Source organism: Pseudomonas meliae (assembly GCF_001400515.1).
GTDB lineage: Bacteria > Pseudomonadota > Gammaproteobacteria > Pseudomonadales > Pseudomonadaceae > Aquipseudomonas > Aquipseudomonas amygdali.
Genome location: NZ_LJQT01000310.1, coordinates 35,373 through 49,838, shown reverse-complemented (window position 1 = coordinate 49,838; position 14,466 = coordinate 35,373). Strand labels below are relative to the sequence as shown.

Here is a 14,466-nt window from a genome sequence, read left to right as displayed (position 1 = left end):
CGTGAGGAACGAGAGGTGTCTGGGATAACAAAGGTAGCCTGAGTCGAACCTCACTATTGTGCCAATCTACAAGCAATCACCCAGCCAGATAACAGGCATAAAAAAGCCGACCTGTTGCCGGATCGGCTTTCAATAATCCCGGGGGATTATTACTTGCGGCTAGCTTTGTCCAGCATGCGCAGAGCGCGCTCGTTGGCTTCGTCAGCAGTTTGCTGAGCTTTTTGAGCAGCAGCCAGAGCTTCGTCAGCCTTGCGGTAGGCTTCGTCGGCACGTGCTTGCGAACGAGCTGCTGCGTCTTCGGTAGCTGTCAGACGAGCTTCGGTTTCTTTGGATACGCTGCTGCAACCGGTAGCCAGAACTGCGGCCAGAGCCAGAGCAGAGAATTTCAGAACGTTGTTCATCGTGTTCACCTTCAAGGAATTTTGTTCAAATTAGTCATCTCTCGAAAATGAGAAAACGACCGGCGTACATAGTACCCATTGTTTGTAGTAAGTAAACGGACCCAGCGCAAGAAGCTGCTAAAATTCCCTGCTTTGAAAGTGTTCCGCGTTACTTCTCAAGCGTTCTGTACAAAAACTATCCACTTTCACTGGACCCCCCGCCCGTATCGGCGGTTCCTCAGGACTCGCTTGAACATCTGCAAAAACCTTGGATGTCTGACTGTCGGTCGGTGCATGGGCATTTCCAGGCGTTTTTAATCCGACTGCGCTTGAGGATATCCGGCAATGGTGCCTACTATCTGAATGTGATGTACGTCGAGATCGGCAATGTTCTTATCCGGTGTCGAAAACAGACACTGGGCGGCGTAGATGTTCCTTCGCCTGAAAAAGACCGGTAAGGTAGGGGTCAAATTCCAAGACCCGCGAGGAGTAGCGATGAGCGAGGCGTTGTCCATCCACCATGACGAAGTCGGCCACCATTTCGAAATCATTATCGACGGCCACCGTGCCTACCTGACGTACATGGATCTCGGCAAGCAGACGCTGGATTTCTACCGGACCTTTGTGCCCGATGCCTTGCGTGGACGCGGTATAGCCGCCGCCCTGACCAAGGAGGCCCTGGACTATGCAGGCAGCATGGGCTACTCCGTCATACCGTCCTGCTCTTACGTCGAGCGATACATGGAACTGCATGACCTGCAGTCCCAGGCGGCCAAGCTCTGATACATCGAGTTTACTGACCGTCAGCATGAAAAACGCCGAGCATATGNTTGCTCGGCGTTTTCGTTATTGCAGGTTAATCGGTCAGGCAGTTACTTGCGCTTGCGAGCGGGCAGTACAGTCTTGAGTTTCGCGTGCATGCTGCGCAGGGTTTTTTCAGTGCTTTCCCAATCGATGCAGGCATCGGTAATGGATACGCCGTACTGCAATTCCGACAGGTCCTTCGGAATCGCCTGACAGCCCCAGTTCAAGTGACTCTCGACCATCAGGCCGATGATCGATTCGTTGCCTTCCAGAATCTGGTTGGCGACGTTTTCCATCACCAGCGGCTGCAGGGCCGGGTCCTTGTTGGAGTTGGCGTGGCTGCAGTCGACCATGATGTTCGGGCGAATGCCGGACTTGTTAAGGGCCTGTTCGCACAGCGCGACGCTGACCGAATCATAGTTGGGCTTGCCATTGCCGCCGCGCAGTACGACATGGCCGTAGGCATTGCCCTTGGTGGTCACGATCGATACGCCACCTTCCTGATTGATACCGAGGAAGCGGTGCGGGCTCGAGACCGATTGCAAGGCGTTGATGGCAACGGTCAGACCGCCGTCGGTGCCGTTCTTGAAACCGACTGCCGACGACAGGCCGGAAGCCATTTCGCGGTGAGTCTGGGATTCGGTGGTGCGCGCGCCAATGGCCGACCAGCTGATCAGGTCCTGCAGATACTGCGGGGAGATCGGGTCCAGTGCTTCGGTGGCGGTTGGCAAGCCCATTTCAGCCAGGTCCAGCAGCAACTGGCGACCGATGTGCAGGCCATCCTGGATCTTGAACGAGTCATCCAGGTATGGGTCGTTGATCAGGCCTTTCCAGCCCACGGTAGTACGTGGCTTCTCGAAATAGACGCGCATGACCAGATACAGCGTGTCGGACACTTCTGCCGCCAATGCCTTGAGGCGCTCGGCGTATTCCTTGGCTGCCTTCAGGTCGTGGATCGAGCAGGGGCCGATCACGATGAACAGGCGGTGATCATTGCCATCGAGGATGTTGCGAATCACCTCGCGGCCCTGGCTGACGGTGTGCAGGGCGGCGTCGGTCAGAGGGATGTCGCGCTTGAGCTGATCCGGGGTGATCAGAGTCTCGTTGGAGGCAACGTTAAGGTCGTCAATCGGTAAATCAGCCATCGTGTTACTCATCAGGTCGCGGGTACTGGCCGCCAACGGTACCCCGTGCGGCGGTGCCCAGCAGGTTTGAGCGCAGCGGGGAGCCGAACCTTAGCGCGTTATCGCGCTGTTCGACAATAAGTAAACGAGGTATCGGGCAGGTTACGGGTAACTGCCCGCCGGGCCGCGCTGCTGTATTGCAAGACAATCCGCTGCGACGGATAGTGTATGGCCAGAAATAACCTGACAGCCAAGGGAGAGGTCATGAGTGTTGATTCCCGTCGTCCGCGTGTCGGCGTTATAGGTACCGGTGCCATCGGCGGCTTTTACGGGCTGATGCTTGCGCGTGCCGGATACGACGTGCACTTTCTGCTGCGCAGCGAGTTTGAGGCCGTGGCGCGCGAGGGGTTGCAGGTCAATAGTGCCGTGCATGGCGACTTGCATCTCAAGCCCGTTCAAGCCTATCGCTCGGCGGCTGACATGCCGCCTTGCGACTGGTTGCTGGTTGGCACCAAGAGCACCGGCAACGCCGCGCTGGGTCCGATCATCAGCCAGGCTGCTGCGCCCGACGCCAAAGTGTTGCTGTTGCAGAACGGTCTGGCCGTCGAAGATCAGTTGCGCAGCGTGCTGCCCGACAGCCTGCATATATTGGGCGGGCTATGTTTCGTCTGCGTCAACCGGGTTGCGCCCGGCGTCGTCGCTCATGAAGCCTTCGGCGCGGTCAGTATCGGCTATCACAGCGGCCCGGCAGGCGACGAAGCGAGCCGCATGGCGGTCGTCGAAGCCTGCTCGGAGCTGTTCAAGACGGCCGGCATCGACGCCCCTGTCATGGCTAATCTGCAGCAGGCCCGCTGGCAGAAGCTGGTCTGGAATGTGCCCTACAACGGTCTGTCGGCTTTGTTGCATACCAGTACCAGCCAATTGATGACCGACCCTGACAGTCAGGCATTGATCCAGGCGCTGATGGATGAAGTGGTGCAGGGTGCCCAGGCCTGTGGTCATGCCTTGCCGCCGGGGTTCGCGCAGCATCTGTTTACCGTGACCCAGAGCATGCCGGACTACAGGCCCAGCATGTATCACGACCTGGTCGAGAAGCGGCCACTGGAGCTTGAAGCCATTTACGCCCGGCCCCTCGCAGCCGCGCTTGCCGCAGGGTTTGACATGCCCCGCGTGCGGGCGCTTTATCAGGCACTGGCATTTATTGACCGTGCCAACCGCTCGGCAAACGAGGAATGATTCATGAAAGAGGCTGATGGCCATAAGCTGGTCCTGGCGATTTCATCGCGGGCGCTGTTCGATCTTCGCGACAGCCACGAGGTGTATATGGCCGACGGCGTGGAGGCCTACCGCAAGTATCAGATTGAGCACGAGGATGAGATTCTTGAACAGGGCGACGCTTTCCCGTTGGTTGAAAAACTTCTGAGCCTCAATGCCAGCCTGGACAAGGCGCGCGTGGAAGTGGTGCTGGTGTCGCGCAACAGCGCCGATACCGGCTTGCGGGTCTTCAACTCGATCCAGCATTACGGCCTGGACATCAGTCGTGCTGCCTTTGCAGGCGGACGCAGTCCTTATCCTTATCTGGCGGCGTTTGGCTGCCATCTGTTTTTGTCGACCCACGCCGAGGATGTGCGCAACGCACTGGATGCCGGTTTTGCTGCGGCGACCATCCTTTCAGGCGGTGCGCGACGTGCAGCCAGCGCCGAGCTGCGTATCGCGTTCGACGGTGACGCCGTGTTGTTTTCCGACGAATCGGAGCGGGTTTACCAGAGCGGCGGCCTGGCTGCCTTTCAGGCCAGCGAGCGTGAGTCGGCGCGCGAGCCTTTGCGTGGCGGCCCCTTCAAGCCGTTTCTCGCCGCGCTCTACCAATTGCAGCGCGAGTTTCCCGACGCGAGCTGCCCGATTCGTACCGCGCTGGTCACGGCCCGCTCTGCACCCGCACATGAACGGGTGATCCGCACCTTGCGCGAATGGGACATTCGTCTCGACGAGTCGTTGTTTCTCGGCGGCTTGCAGAAGTCGGCTTTTCTTGAGGCATTTGCCGCCGATGTGTTTTTCGACGATCAGCCCGGTCACTGCGAAAAGGCGCGTGAAGTGGTGGCAACCGGACATGTTCCGCATGGCATCAGCAATGAATTAACGCCGCTTGCCGACGGCAGCTGAGAAGTCTGTCGTCGCAGCCGATGATGCGCTGCTACGCTGAGTCAATCTCCGCCATTCTGGTTGTTCGGGAGGTTGTATGGTTCGTTCGATGCTGTATGCCACAGACCTTGGTTTGTACGCGCCTTATGTAACGCAGCACGCGCTGGCGCTGGCTCGAACGTTCAACGCAGGGCTGTATGTAATCCATGTCGTTGAGCCGATGGGCCTGTTCGCCGAGTCGGTACTGCAGAGTCATCTCGGCGAGGAGGCGTTGAAAGAACTTCGTGGCAAGGGGGTCAATACGTTTCTGGACGCCATAGAGCAGCGAGTGCTCGACGGGTTTCGTGAGGAGCTGGGGGACGGCCACGCGGACCTCTCCCTGATCCGTACGATACGTGTCGTTCAGGGAGAACCTGCCAGTGTGATTATCGAGCAGGCGCACAAGCTGGAGGTGGATTTGCTGGTGGTGGGCAGTCACAGCCGCAGGATAGAAGAGGGCACATCGATAGGCCGAACGGCTGCCAGGGTCCTGCAATTTTCCGATGTGCCGGTCTACATGGTTCCGATGATGTTGAAAAAGGAGTGAGGGTAGGGAAAGGAAGGTTCAATTGGTGGTTTTAGTGAAATCGAGCGTGCGATCACCTTACAAAGGTGATAAAAAGTTCTAGAATTATTCGCCTCACCATTAATCCAGTTATATACCGTCGCTGATACCCATAGGGTTTATCTGCTTTGAGGGATACATATGAAGCTCCAACAACTGCGCTACATTTGGGAAGTGGCGCACCACGACCTCAACGTTTCTGCGACGGCCCAGAGCCTTTATACCTCCCAGCCAGGCATCAGCAAGCAGATTCGTCTGCTTGAAGACGAGCTGGGCGTCGAGGTTTTCGCCCGTAGCGGCAAGCACCTGACGCGCGTGACACCCGCAGGCGAGCGGATCATCACCACCGCAGGCGAGATTCTGCGCAAGGTCGAAAGCATCAAGCAGATTGCTCAGGAGTTCTCCAACGAGAAGAAGGGCACACTGTCGATCGCAACCACTCACACCCAAGCGCGTTATGCGTTGCCGTCGGTTATCAGTAATTTTATCAAGCAGTACCCTGACGTGGCCCTGCACATGCATCAGGGCTCGCCAATGCAGATCGCCGAAATGGCCGCTGACGGGACGGTCGATTTCGCTATTGCCACCGAAGCGCTTGAGCAGTTCAGCGATCTGGTAATGATGCCGTGCTACCGCTGGAACCGTTGCGTCGTTGTGCCACAGGGCCACCCGTTGACCAAGGTGCCCAAGCTCACCCTGGAGCTGCTGGCCGAGTACCCGATTGTGACTTACGTATTCGGTTTTACCGGCCGCTCCAAGCTCGATGAAGCGTTCAGTCATCGGGGACTGGTGCCCAAGGTCGTGTTTACGGCTGCGGATGCTGACGTGATCAAGACCTACGTCAGACTGAATCTGGGCGTGGGCATTGTTGCAAGGATGGCGGTCGACGAAGAAGTCGACAGCGATCTGGTGGTACTGGACGCCAGCGACCTGTTCGAGTCCAGCGTGACCAAGATCGCTTTCCGTCGTGGCACCTTCCTGCGTGGCTTTATGTGCGATTTCATCGAAAAGTTCGCCCCGCACCTGACCCGCGAAGTCATGGCCAAGGCGATTCAGTGCCACAACAAACAGGAAATGGAAGAGCTGTTTGCCAACGTCGAACTGCCGGTGCACTAGTAGCAGCGGCAAGCTTTTGGCTACAAGCCGGAGCCAGAGCCTTACGCGTTCTGACTTGAGGCTCGCAGCTTGAGGCTTGCCGCTCGCAACGTCAGTTGCGCGCTATCAGGTTGCCTGCATGCAGCCCGCATTCCTTCTGCGTGGCTTCTTCCCACCACCAGCGACCTTCGCGTTCGTGCTGGTTCGGCAATACCGGGCGGGTGCAGGGTTCGCAGCCGATGCTGATGAAACCACGCTCGTGCAGGCTGTTGTAGGGCAGTTCCAGCATCCGGATGTAGCCCCAGATTTCTTCGCTGCTCATCTGCGCCAACGGGTTGAATTTGTACAGGGTGCGCTCGGCGGTCGAGAACGCGCTGTCGATTTCCAGTGCGGCAACGGCGCTGCGTGTGCCAGGGCTCTGGTCGCGGCGCTGGCCGGTGGCCCAGGCTGTGACGCCAGACAGTTTGCGGCGCAGCGGCTCGATCTTGCGGACGCCGCAGCATTCACCATGACCATCCCGGTAAAAGCTGAACAGGCCTTTTTCCTTGACGAAGGGGTCGAGCTTGCTCTGGTCCGGCGAGATGATTTCGATCTCGATCTTGTAGTGGTCACGGACCTGTTCAATGAAGCGATAGGTTTCCGGGTGCAGGCGCCCGGTGTCGAGACTGAAGACCTTGACGTTTTTGTTCAGTTTCCAGGCCATGTCTACCAGCACGACGTCTTCGGCGCCGCTGAAGGAGATCCATAGTTCATCACCGAAGTGTTCGAAGGCCAGTTTCAGAATGTCTTGGGCAGACTTGTTCGCATAGGTCGTCGCCAGTTCAGCGACGTCGAAAGGTTGGCTCATCAGGCGGCTTCCTAAAATGCAAGAGTGGCGCTTAAGCGCTCGTGATGGCAGCAATGGTAACAAAATCCGCTGTTCAGTGGCCGTTACCAGAGGCTAGAGTGCTGCCTGCGTTGATAGTCAAAGCCTTGAGGAGTGCGCTGTGGAAATTGCCTGTCTGGACCTGGAAGGTGTGCTTGTCCCGGAAATATGGATCGCCTTTGCCGAAAAAACCGGTATCGAATCACTGCGCGCAACCACTCGGGAGATTCCCGACTACGACGTCCTGATGAATCAGCGCCTGCGTATTCTCGATGAGCACGGTCTGAAACTGTCGGACATTCAGGAAGTGATCGCCACCCTCAAGCCGCTGGAAGGTGCAGTGGAGTTCGTCAACTGGTTGCGCGAGCGTTTTCAAGTAGTGATTCTGTCCGACACCTTTTACGAGTTCTCGCAGCCGCTGATGCGCCAATTGGGGTTTCCGACCCTGCTATGTCATCGCCTGATCACCGATGAAACCGGCCGGGTGGTCAGTTACCAGTTGCGTCAGAAAGACCCCAAGCGTCAGTCGGTACTGGCGTTCAAAAGCCTGTACTACCGGATCATTGCGGCGGGCGACTCCTACAACGACACCACCATGCTGGGCGAGGCTGACGCCGGTATCCTGTTCCATGCCCCCGACAACGTGATCCGCGAGTTTCCGCAGTTTCCGGCGGTGCATACCTTTGATGAGTTGAAAAAAGAGTTCATCAAGGCGTCGAATCGGGATCTGGCGCTCTAGACGCAGGGCTTACACTTCTGGTTCCTGCGCAAGATCGGACGCGGAGCGTCCAGAAAGGCATGCCAACGCGGAGCATTGGCACGATAGTCGGAGCGAGGTAGGCGTATCGCGCAGGATCTCAGAGCGCCTCAAGCGTTTTCAGCAGCACGCGGACCTTGGTGAAGGTTTCCTGATATTCAGCCTCGCAGCTCGAGTCCGCCACAATGCCGCCGCCGCCCCAACAGGAAATGCGTCCATCCTTGACCAGCAGGCTGCGGATGGCGATTGAACTGTCCATTTCGCCGCGTACGTCCAGGTACATCAACGAGCCGCAATACAGGCTGCGTCGGGTCGGTTCCAGTTCGTCAATGATCTGCATGGCGCGGATCTTCGGCGCGCCGGTTATGGAGCCGCCAGGGAAGCTGCCCGCAATCAGGTCCAGTGCATCGTTGCCAGCGGCCAGCTCCCCGGTCACGCTGCTCACCAGATGATGCACATTGGGGTAGCTTTCCAGGCTGAACAGCTCAGGGACCTTTACCGAACCGATTTTACAGCTGCGGCCCAGGTCATTGCGCAGCAGGTCGACAATCATCAGGTTTTCAGCGCGGTCTTTCTCGCTGGCCAACAGCTCGTTGGCGAACGCGGCATCCTCTGTGGCGTCCGGGCTGCGCGGCCGCGTGCCTTTGATGGGGCGGGTTTCGACCTGTCTGGCGCTGACCCGCACGAAGCGTTCCGGAGATAGGCTCAGGATTGCATCGTGCCCCGGCAGGCTCAGGTAACCGGCGAACGGCGTCGGGCAAGCCGCTCGCAGTGCACAATAAGCGGCCCACGGGTCGCCCGTACACTGCGCCTGAAAGCGTTGCGCGAAGTTGACCTGATAACAGTCACCCGCCTGGATGTAGGCCTGAATACGTTCGAAAGCCTGTCGATAGTGATCCGCGCTGATGCTGGCCTGAAACGGCTGGCTGAGGCGGAACTCCGTGTGCGGCTCAGGGATATAGACAGAGAACAGATCAATCAGCCGTTTGCGCTCGCTTGCGTGCAGGGACGGGTGAAAAATCAGCTGACTGGTCTGCTCCTGATGATCACTGATCAGCGCCCAGGCGTAGAGCCCCAGGCGCGCTTCGGGCAGTTGCAGGTCGTCGACGGCCTGATCCGGTAGCGGTTCCAGGCGTCGACCGAACTCGTAACCCAGATAACCGATCAGGCCGCCAGCGAAGGGCAGTTTGCACCCTTCAGGCAATTGCGCAGTGCCGAGCGCCTTGAGACTGTCGCGCAACCGCTGGAGATAGGCGGCCCCATTCTCGTCATCGGCAACGGTCAGTTCCTGCAGCGGCCATGCACTGAGCAGGTCATATCGGCCGCGCTCGGCGGCGGGCCTGCCACTGTCGAGCAGCACCGCGCCCGGCGCTTCGCGGATTCGCGCAAAGAACGCGATCGGGTCGGCGCTGTAGGGCAGGGGGTGTATCGAACAGATCGGCATCGTCGAATATCGGTCTTGGAAACGCGGCTGTCGATTGTAGCCTTGCCGATGCGGCAGTCCTAGCGGTATGTCCGTTCAGATGCCGGGCACGTGGCCGAACAGTTCCTGGACAAAGCTGACCCGCTCCTGCGCAGATTCCTGGCGTCCTTCGAGAGCCAGTTGTTCCAGACGCGCCTCGACGGCCTGAGTGCGATGGGTCAGGCCACTGTCATTGGCGATCTGAATGTTCAGGCCGGGACGGGCATTGAGTTCCAGAATCAGCGGGCCCTTGTCCTGGTCCAGCACCATATCGACACCGATGTAGCCCAGACCACACAGCTCGTAACACTCGGCGGCAAGCTTCATGAAACCGTCCCAGTTGGGCAGTTGCACGCCGTCTACCGAATGGGTGGTGTCCGGGTGCTTGCTGATGATGTTGTTCAGCCAGGTGCCTTGCAGGGTGACGCCGGTGGCCAGGTCCACACCGACGCCAATCGCGCCCTGATGCAGGTTGGCCTTGCCACCTGACTGACGGGTCGGGAGGCGCAGCATCGCCATCACCGGATAGCCCATCAGCACGATGACGCGGATGTCCGGCACCCCCTCATAACTGATGCTTTTGAAGATCGGGTCCGGAACAACCCGGTATTCGATCAGCGCCCGGTCACGGTGGCCGCCCAGCGAATAAAGGCCCGTGAGGATGCTGGACACCTGATGCTCGATTTCCGCGTGGCTGATGATGCGTCCCGAGACGGTGCGAAAACGCTCTTCGAAACGGTCGGCGATGACCAGAATGCCGTCGCCGCCTGCGCCCTGGGCGGGCTTGATCACGAAGTCGCTGTGCGCGCCGATGATATCGTCAAGCCGGTCGATTTCCTTTTCCGTGGAAATCACTCCGTACATTTCCGGCACGTGAATGCCTGCCGCGATGGCCCGCTCCTTGGTGATGATCTTGTCATCGACGACCGGATAAAGGCTGCGCTTGTTGTACTTGAGCACATAGTCGGCGTTACGCCGATTGATGCCCATGATGCCGCGGGCCTCAAGCGCCTTCCAGGTCTTCCACCAGCCGATCATTTAGTCTTTTCCTCTTTCAGAAAAGCCTTGAAGCGCATCAGTTCGGTCAGGCGATAGCCACGGTATCTACCCATCGCCAGCATGAAGCCGACCAGTATCAACAGCACTGCCGGGAAGGTGAAAACGAAATAGGTCAGTTCCGGCTCGCTCATGATCAGGTGTGCCAACGATGCCGCGAACAGCGTGCCGATCGCGACTTTCATGGCGTGGCTGCCGCCGCGTTCTTCCCAGGTAATCGACAGGCGTTCGATGGTCATGGTCAGGATCACCATCGGGAACAGCGCCACCGAAAGCCCGCGTTCGAGCCCCAGCTTGTGGCTGAACAGGCTGATGGCTGCAATCAGCACCACAACGAAAGTCAGTACAACCGACAGGCGCGGCAGCATTTGCAACTTCAGGTGCTCCAGGTACGAGCGCAATGACAAGCCCAGAGCGGTGATCACCGTAAACAGAATAATGCCGAAACCCAGTTGGGTTTCGCGGAACGCCAGGGCAATCAGCACGGGCGTGAAAGTGCCCAGTGTCTGCAGGCCGATCAGGTTGCGCAGGATCAGGATGACCAGTACGCCAATCGGGATCATGACCATGACCATGAAGGTCTGCTGGGTTTGCAGTGGCAGCCCGTAGAGAGAATAGGCAAGGAAGTCGGAGTCTGTGCTGGCGTCGGTCAGTTTGGCGAGACGCATGGCGTTCATTTCACTGTTATTGAGGCTGAACGTGACTTGCACTTTCTTGCCCCCTTCGACATTGACCAGGGCGTCTTCACCGGTCCACCACAACAGGCGATCATCCGGCAGACCGGCTTCACCGGTATCCGGGTTGAAGTACAGCCATTCCTTGCCATTGAAGCTGCGTAACCAGAGTTCCGGCGTCTGCTGCTCGGCATCCAGGCGAATGGTGTGGGCCTTTTCCAGTGGTACGTGGGCGATCGACAGCAGCAGCTCGGTGACCCGGGCTTTGTTGGAGGCCGAGTTATCACCGGCCAGCAGCAGCTTGACGTTATCGTCATTCAGCTTGTTGACGCGTTTGATGGCCTCGGTGATGAAGGTTTCCACGTCCGCAGAGTGCTGGCGAATGGGGGCCAGCAGTGCCTCGGCTGCAATTTTTTCGGGGCCTTCGACGGTCATGCTGTCGCGAAAGATCGGCCCTTTGACCTTGGGTTTCTCACCGCTGTAGCGCTTGGTCAGTACCAGGCGGTAGTAAAGCGTCTGGTTGCCGGTGGCGCGACGGGCGGACCAGGTGACCTTACGGTTGCCGTCAGCGCGGTTGACGCTGACGCCGTAATTGTTCGAGATGAAGCTTTCATTGAGGCTGATGTAGTCGTGGGCCAGTGGCGGCACGAACATCTGGACCTTCACCGAATCCTTTGGATTGGCGATGAATTCGACTTTGGCGTCGATATTCCACAGGTCATCGGTTTCGTCTTCGGTGACGGGTATGCCGAGCGCCAGTATCTGATAGGCCGTGATCGCGATGCCCAAAGTCACAAGGGCAGTGATCAGGATCTTCAGATGGAGTGTAAGAGAGCGCATGGGTTTACTCTGCGTTTTGAGCGACGGAAGCGCAGCCGGGCTTCCCTGCCGCATATTTAAGACTTGGATCGACCAGCGCATCGAAGCGTTTCAACGCTTCGGAGCCGATCAAAAGCGGATATTGGAAAGCACTTCGGTCAGTCAAGTTCACTTCGATGGTGCGTAAAGCTTCACCCATACAGATATCGAGGTTGATCACCGGACGTGACGAGTATTTGTTTTCTTCATTCGGGTCAACGTCGTCGGCGCGGCGCTTGATCTTGCTGACCCGGGCCAGAGGTCGTTCTATGGGGTGTATATGCTTGCTGTCGCTGGCTATATAGAAGCGCACCCAGCTTTCGCCATTGCGTTTGAAATGCTTGATATCGCGGGCGCTCAGTGAAGCGGTCTTGGCCCCCGTATCCAGTTTGGCGGCAATCTCGACGTCGATTTCAATGAGGCTGGCGTATTCGTTGAGGCCATAGACTGTCTTGTTGGCGGCCAGGCTGACGCTGGGCAGCAGCAGGCCGGAAAAGAACAGCAGGTAGAGCAGTGTGGGCAGGCTAGTCAGTCTCATAAATCCTGGCGCGATGAGCGAACAACTTCAGGGTCAGGGCGCAAATGGAGTTGACCTGAGGGTGATAGGGCAGGCAGTTCGCAGTCGCCGCTCCGGTGCGGAGCGTGCTGTGCGGACGCGGCGCATTCTAGCATGAAGCCTCGGCGCTGCCAGTGATCAACCTGTATGTCTGTTCAGGTTCTCTCGCAGGAGCCTTTGACGTCCTTTCGATATATTGTCGACAATCCTTTGTTTTGCTTTGACTGATTTGCGGTTTATGGCTAGATTTGCGTCTTAACAGGCTAAAGGTGTCGACAATGCTGGGTGCGGTCGAGAAGGCAGTAGCAATCGTTGATGAGTCGGAAACCCTCTCCGAGAACGTTTTCCGACGCATTCAATCCGCTATTGTGAAAGGCGAGATCGCCCCCGGTAGCAAGATCTCCGAACCGGAGCTGGCGCGCACCTACGGCATCAGTCGCGGGCCGTTACGTGAAGCCATTCACCGGCTCGAAGGGCAGCGACTGGTGGTGCGCGTGCCGCACGTCGGCGCCCGGGTAGTCGCGCTCAGCCATGCCGAGCTGATCGAGCTTTATGAGATCCGTGAGTCTCTGGAAGGCATGGCCTGCCGCCTCGCCGCCGAGCGCATGACCCAGGCCGAGATCGATGAATTGCGCGGCGTCCTTGACACCCATGAGCGCGATGCTGCGTTTCAGGCGGGCATCGGCTATTACCAGCAGGAGGGTGATTTCGATTTTCATTACCGGATCATCCAGGGCAGCGGCAATCGTACCCTCAGCCAGATGCTGTGTGGCGAGCTGTACCAACTGGTGCGCATGTACCGCATCCAGTATTCCACAACGCCCAACCGGCCTCGTCAGGCCTTTGCCGAACACCACCGCATTCTTGATGCCATCGCTGATCGCGACGGTGAGCTGGCTGAATTGTTGATGCGCCGCCATATCGGTGCATCCAGACGCAACATCGAGCGCCACTTCCAGGCGGCTCCCGACCGAGGTGAACAATGAGTCACAACAACAATACTCCCGGCCAGCGTTTCCGCGATGCGGTCGCCAGTGAACAGCCGTTGCAAGTGGTCGGCGCAATCAATGCCAATCACGCGCTGCTCGCAAAACGTGCCGGGTTCAAGGCTATCTACCTTTCTGGCGGCGGCGTTGCAGCAGGTTCACTGGGTATTCCGGACCTGGGCATTACCGGTCTTGAAGACGTGTTGATTGATGTGCGCCGCATCACCGATGTCTGCGACCTGCCGCTGCTGGTGGATGTCGACACCGGTTTCGGTTCCTCGGCTTTCAATGTAGCGCGAACCGTGCGCTCGATGATCAAGGCCGGGGCTGCTGCGATTCACATTGAGGATCAGGTGGGTGCCAAGCGCTGTGGGCATCGCCCGAACAAGGAAATTGTTTCGCAGCAGGAAATGGTCGACCGGATCAAAGCCGCTGTAGATGCACGCACTGACGACAGTTTCGTGATCATGGCGCGCACCGATGCACTGGCGGTCGAGGGGCTGGAGTCGGCACTTGAGCGTGCTGCGGCCTGTATCGAAGCGGGCGCGGATATGGTGTTTCCTGAGGCAATCACCGAGCTGGCGATGTACAAGCAATTTGCCAACCGTGCAGGCGTGCCGATCCTGGCCAATATCACTGAATTTGGCGCTACGCCCTTGTTTACCGTCGATGAGTTGCGTGCGGCCGATGTGTCGCTGGTCCTTTACCCGCTTTCTGCCTTTCGTGCCATGAACAAGGCTGCGGAAAATGTTTATGACGCAATCCGTCGCGATGGCAGCCAGAAGAACGTGGTCCACAGTATGCAGACGCGCATGGAGTTGTACGACGCCATCGACTATCACACATTCGAGCAAAAACTGGACGCGCTGTTTGCGCAGAAGAAAGGGTAAAAGCACATCTGACTATCGCTCCCACGCTTCAGCGCTCAGCGCTATAAAAAAGTATTGGGGAGCCCTTAATCAGGGCTTCAGGCTTCTGCCCGAAGGGCGTGGGAGCGAACTTGTTCGCGAATACGGTGTTTCAGGCTATGCATTTTTGGCGATCATACCTGCCCTTTTGCGAACAAGTTCGCTCCCACAGCCTTCGGCCAGAATCAAAAGCGGATT

Annotated in this window: 15 protein-coding genes; 8 read left to right on the top strand and 7 right to left on the bottom strand. The window is 58.1% G+C overall.

Annotation, left to right across the window (positions count from 1 at the left end; translation table 11 throughout):
- Positions 1-149: 149 nt before the first annotated feature.
- Positions 150-401: an outer membrane lipoprotei OprI gene (gene oprI, locus ALO64_RS14845; protein ID WP_002553018.1), complete on the bottom strand. Its 252-nt coding sequence runs from the start codon at positions 399-401 to the stop codon at positions 150-152.
- A gap of 474 nt (positions 402-875) precedes the next feature.
- On the opposite strand from oprI, the gene ALO64_RS14840 reads away from it, so the two are divergent.
- Positions 876-1,163 (top strand): GNAT family N-acetyltransferase, encoded by a 288-nt coding sequence (locus tag ALO64_RS14840; protein WP_002553019.1) that lies wholly within the window; start codon positions 876-878, stop codon positions 1,161-1,163.
- A gap of 89 nt (positions 1,164-1,252) precedes the next feature.
- Here ALO64_RS14840 and ALO64_RS14835 read toward each other — a convergent pair whose 3' ends face one another.
- On the bottom strand, positions 1,253-2,329 hold the full coding sequence (locus ALO64_RS14835; protein WP_005746092.1) for a 3-deoxy-7-phosphoheptulonate synthase: 1,077 nt from the start codon (positions 2,327-2,329) through the stop codon (positions 1,253-1,255).
- Positions 2,330-2,572: 243 nt separating this feature from the next.
- Here ALO64_RS14835 and ALO64_RS14830 point away from each other — a divergent pair, with 243 nt between their 5' ends.
- From ALO64_RS14830 to cysB, 4 genes are all read left to right on the top strand, one after another.
- Positions 2,573-3,544 carry a putative 2-dehydropantoate 2-reductase gene (locus tag ALO64_RS14830; protein WP_005753449.1) on the top strand — a complete coding sequence of 324 codons (972 nt, stop codon included), beginning with the start codon at positions 2,573-2,575 and terminating at the stop codon, positions 3,542-3,544.
- Between the two features lie 3 nt (positions 3,545-3,547).
- Positions 3,548-4,468, top strand: a complete 921-nt coding sequence (locus ALO64_RS14825) for a 5'-nucleotidase (protein WP_044343686.1) — start codon at positions 3,548-3,550, stop codon at positions 4,466-4,468.
- Positions 4,469-4,544: 76 nt separating this feature from the next.
- Entirely contained in the window at positions 4,545-5,033 is a 489-nt protein-coding gene (locus tag ALO64_RS14820; RefSeq protein WP_005746089.1) for a universal stress protein, read from the top strand.
- 159 nt (positions 5,034-5,192) lie between these two features.
- Positions 5,193-6,167, top strand: a complete 975-nt coding sequence (gene cysB / locus ALO64_RS14815) for an HTH-type transcriptional regulator CysB (RefSeq protein ID WP_002553024.1) — start codon at positions 5,193-5,195, stop codon at positions 6,165-6,167.
- Between the two features lie 91 nt (positions 6,168-6,258).
- On the opposite strand, the gene ALO64_RS14810 is transcribed toward cysB, so the two are convergent.
- The gene (locus ALO64_RS14810; RefSeq protein WP_044343687.1) at positions 6,259-6,993 is read right to left on the bottom strand and encodes a phosphoadenylyl-sulfate reductase; all 735 of its coding nucleotides are present in this window, start codon (positions 6,991-6,993) and stop codon (positions 6,259-6,261) included.
- A gap of 139 nt (positions 6,994-7,132) precedes the next feature.
- On the opposite strand from ALO64_RS14810, the gene thrH reads away from it, so the two are divergent.
- Complete coding sequence (thrH, locus tag ALO64_RS14805; protein ID WP_044343688.1) at positions 7,133-7,750, top strand: bifunctional phosphoserine phosphatase/homoserine phosphotransferase ThrH; 618 nt, start codon at positions 7,133-7,135, stop codon at positions 7,748-7,750.
- 118 nt (positions 7,751-7,868) lie between these two features.
- Here thrH and pabB read toward each other — a convergent pair whose 3' ends face one another.
- From pabB to rloA, 4 genes are all read right to left on the bottom strand, one after another.
- Positions 7,869-9,212, bottom strand: a complete 1,344-nt coding sequence (gene pabB, locus ALO64_RS14800; protein WP_044343689.1) for an aminodeoxychorismate synthase component I — start codon at positions 9,210-9,212, stop codon at positions 7,869-7,871.
- 75 nt (positions 9,213-9,287) lie between these two features.
- A complete protein-coding gene (locus ALO64_RS14795; protein WP_161794680.1) occupies positions 9,288-10,265 on the bottom strand; it encodes an alpha-L-glutamate ligase-like protein in 978 nt (325 codons plus the stop codon).
- Positions 10,265-11,800, bottom strand: coding sequence for an osmotic stress tolerance membrane protein RloB (rloB, locus tag ALO64_RS14790; protein WP_044343690.1), 1,536 nt, complete (start codon positions 11,798-11,800; stop codon positions 10,265-10,267). The genes ALO64_RS14795 and rloB overlap by 1 nt, the downstream gene beginning before the upstream one ends.
- 4 nt (positions 11,801-11,804) lie before the next feature.
- On the bottom strand, positions 11,805-12,356 hold the full coding sequence (gene rloA / locus ALO64_RS14785; RefSeq protein WP_005732528.1) for a retropepsin-like aspartic peptidase RloA: 552 nt from the start codon (positions 12,354-12,356) through the stop codon (positions 11,805-11,807).
- A gap of 296 nt (positions 12,357-12,652) precedes the next feature.
- On the opposite strand from rloA, the gene ALO64_RS14780 reads away from it, so the two are divergent.
- Together ALO64_RS14780 and prpB are read left to right on the top strand one after the other, a co-directional pair.
- Positions 12,653-13,360 (top strand): GntR family transcriptional regulator, encoded by a 708-nt coding sequence (locus ALO64_RS14780; protein WP_002553031.1) that lies wholly within the window; start codon positions 12,653-12,655, stop codon positions 13,358-13,360.
- The gene (gene prpB / locus ALO64_RS14775) at positions 13,357-14,250 is read left to right on the top strand and encodes a methylisocitrate lyase (protein ID WP_044343691.1); all 894 of its coding nucleotides are present in this window, start codon (positions 13,357-13,359) and stop codon (positions 14,248-14,250) included. Before ALO64_RS14780 ends, prpB begins: the two co-directional genes overlap by 4 nt.
- The last annotated feature ends 216 nt before the right edge of the window (positions 14,251-14,466 follow it).

Bases quoted from the DNA above. Each gene is read 5' to 3' on its own strand.
- ALO64_RS14835 (WP_005746092.1), bottom strand. From the start codon at position 2,329: ATGGCTGATTTACCGATTGACGACCTTAACGTTGCCTCCAACGAGACT.
- prpB (WP_044343691.1), top strand. From the start codon at position 13,357: ATGAGTCACAACAACAATACTCCCGGCCAGCGTTTCCGCGATGCGGTC.
- ALO64_RS14825 (WP_044343686.1), top strand. From the start codon at position 3,548: ATGAAAGAGGCTGATGGCCATAAGCTGGTCCTGGCGATTTCATCGCGG.
- ALO64_RS14780 (WP_002553031.1), top strand. From the start codon at position 12,653: ATGCTGGGTGCGGTCGAGAAGGCAGTAGCAATCGTTGATGAGTCGGAA.
- ALO64_RS14840 (WP_002553019.1), top strand. From the start codon at position 876: ATGAGCGAGGCGTTGTCCATCCACCATGACGAAGTCGGCCACCATTTC.
- pabB (WP_044343689.1), bottom strand. From the start codon at position 9,212: ATGCCGATCTGTTCGATACACCCCCTGCCCTACAGCGCCGACCCGATC.
- ALO64_RS14810 (WP_044343687.1), bottom strand. From the start codon at position 6,993: ATGAGCCAACCTTTCGACGTCGCTGAACTGGCGACGACCTATGCGAAC.
- rloA (WP_005732528.1), bottom strand. From the start codon at position 12,356: ATGAGACTGACTAGCCTGCCCACACTGCTCTACCTGCTGTTCTTTTCC.
- ALO64_RS14820 (WP_005746089.1), top strand. From the start codon at position 4,545: ATGGTTCGTTCGATGCTGTATGCCACAGACCTTGGTTTGTACGCGCCT.
- ALO64_RS14830 (WP_005753449.1), top strand. From the start codon at position 2,573: ATGAGTGTTGATTCCCGTCGTCCGCGTGTCGGCGTTATAGGTACCGGT.
- rloB (WP_044343690.1), bottom strand. From the start codon at position 11,800: ATGCGCTCTCTTACACTCCATCTGAAGATCCTGATCACTGCCCTTGTG.
- oprI (WP_002553018.1), bottom strand. From the start codon at position 401: ATGAACAACGTTCTGAAATTCTCTGCTCTGGCTCTGGCCGCAGTTCTG.
- cysB (WP_002553024.1), top strand. From the start codon at position 5,193: ATGAAGCTCCAACAACTGCGCTACATTTGGGAAGTGGCGCACCACGAC.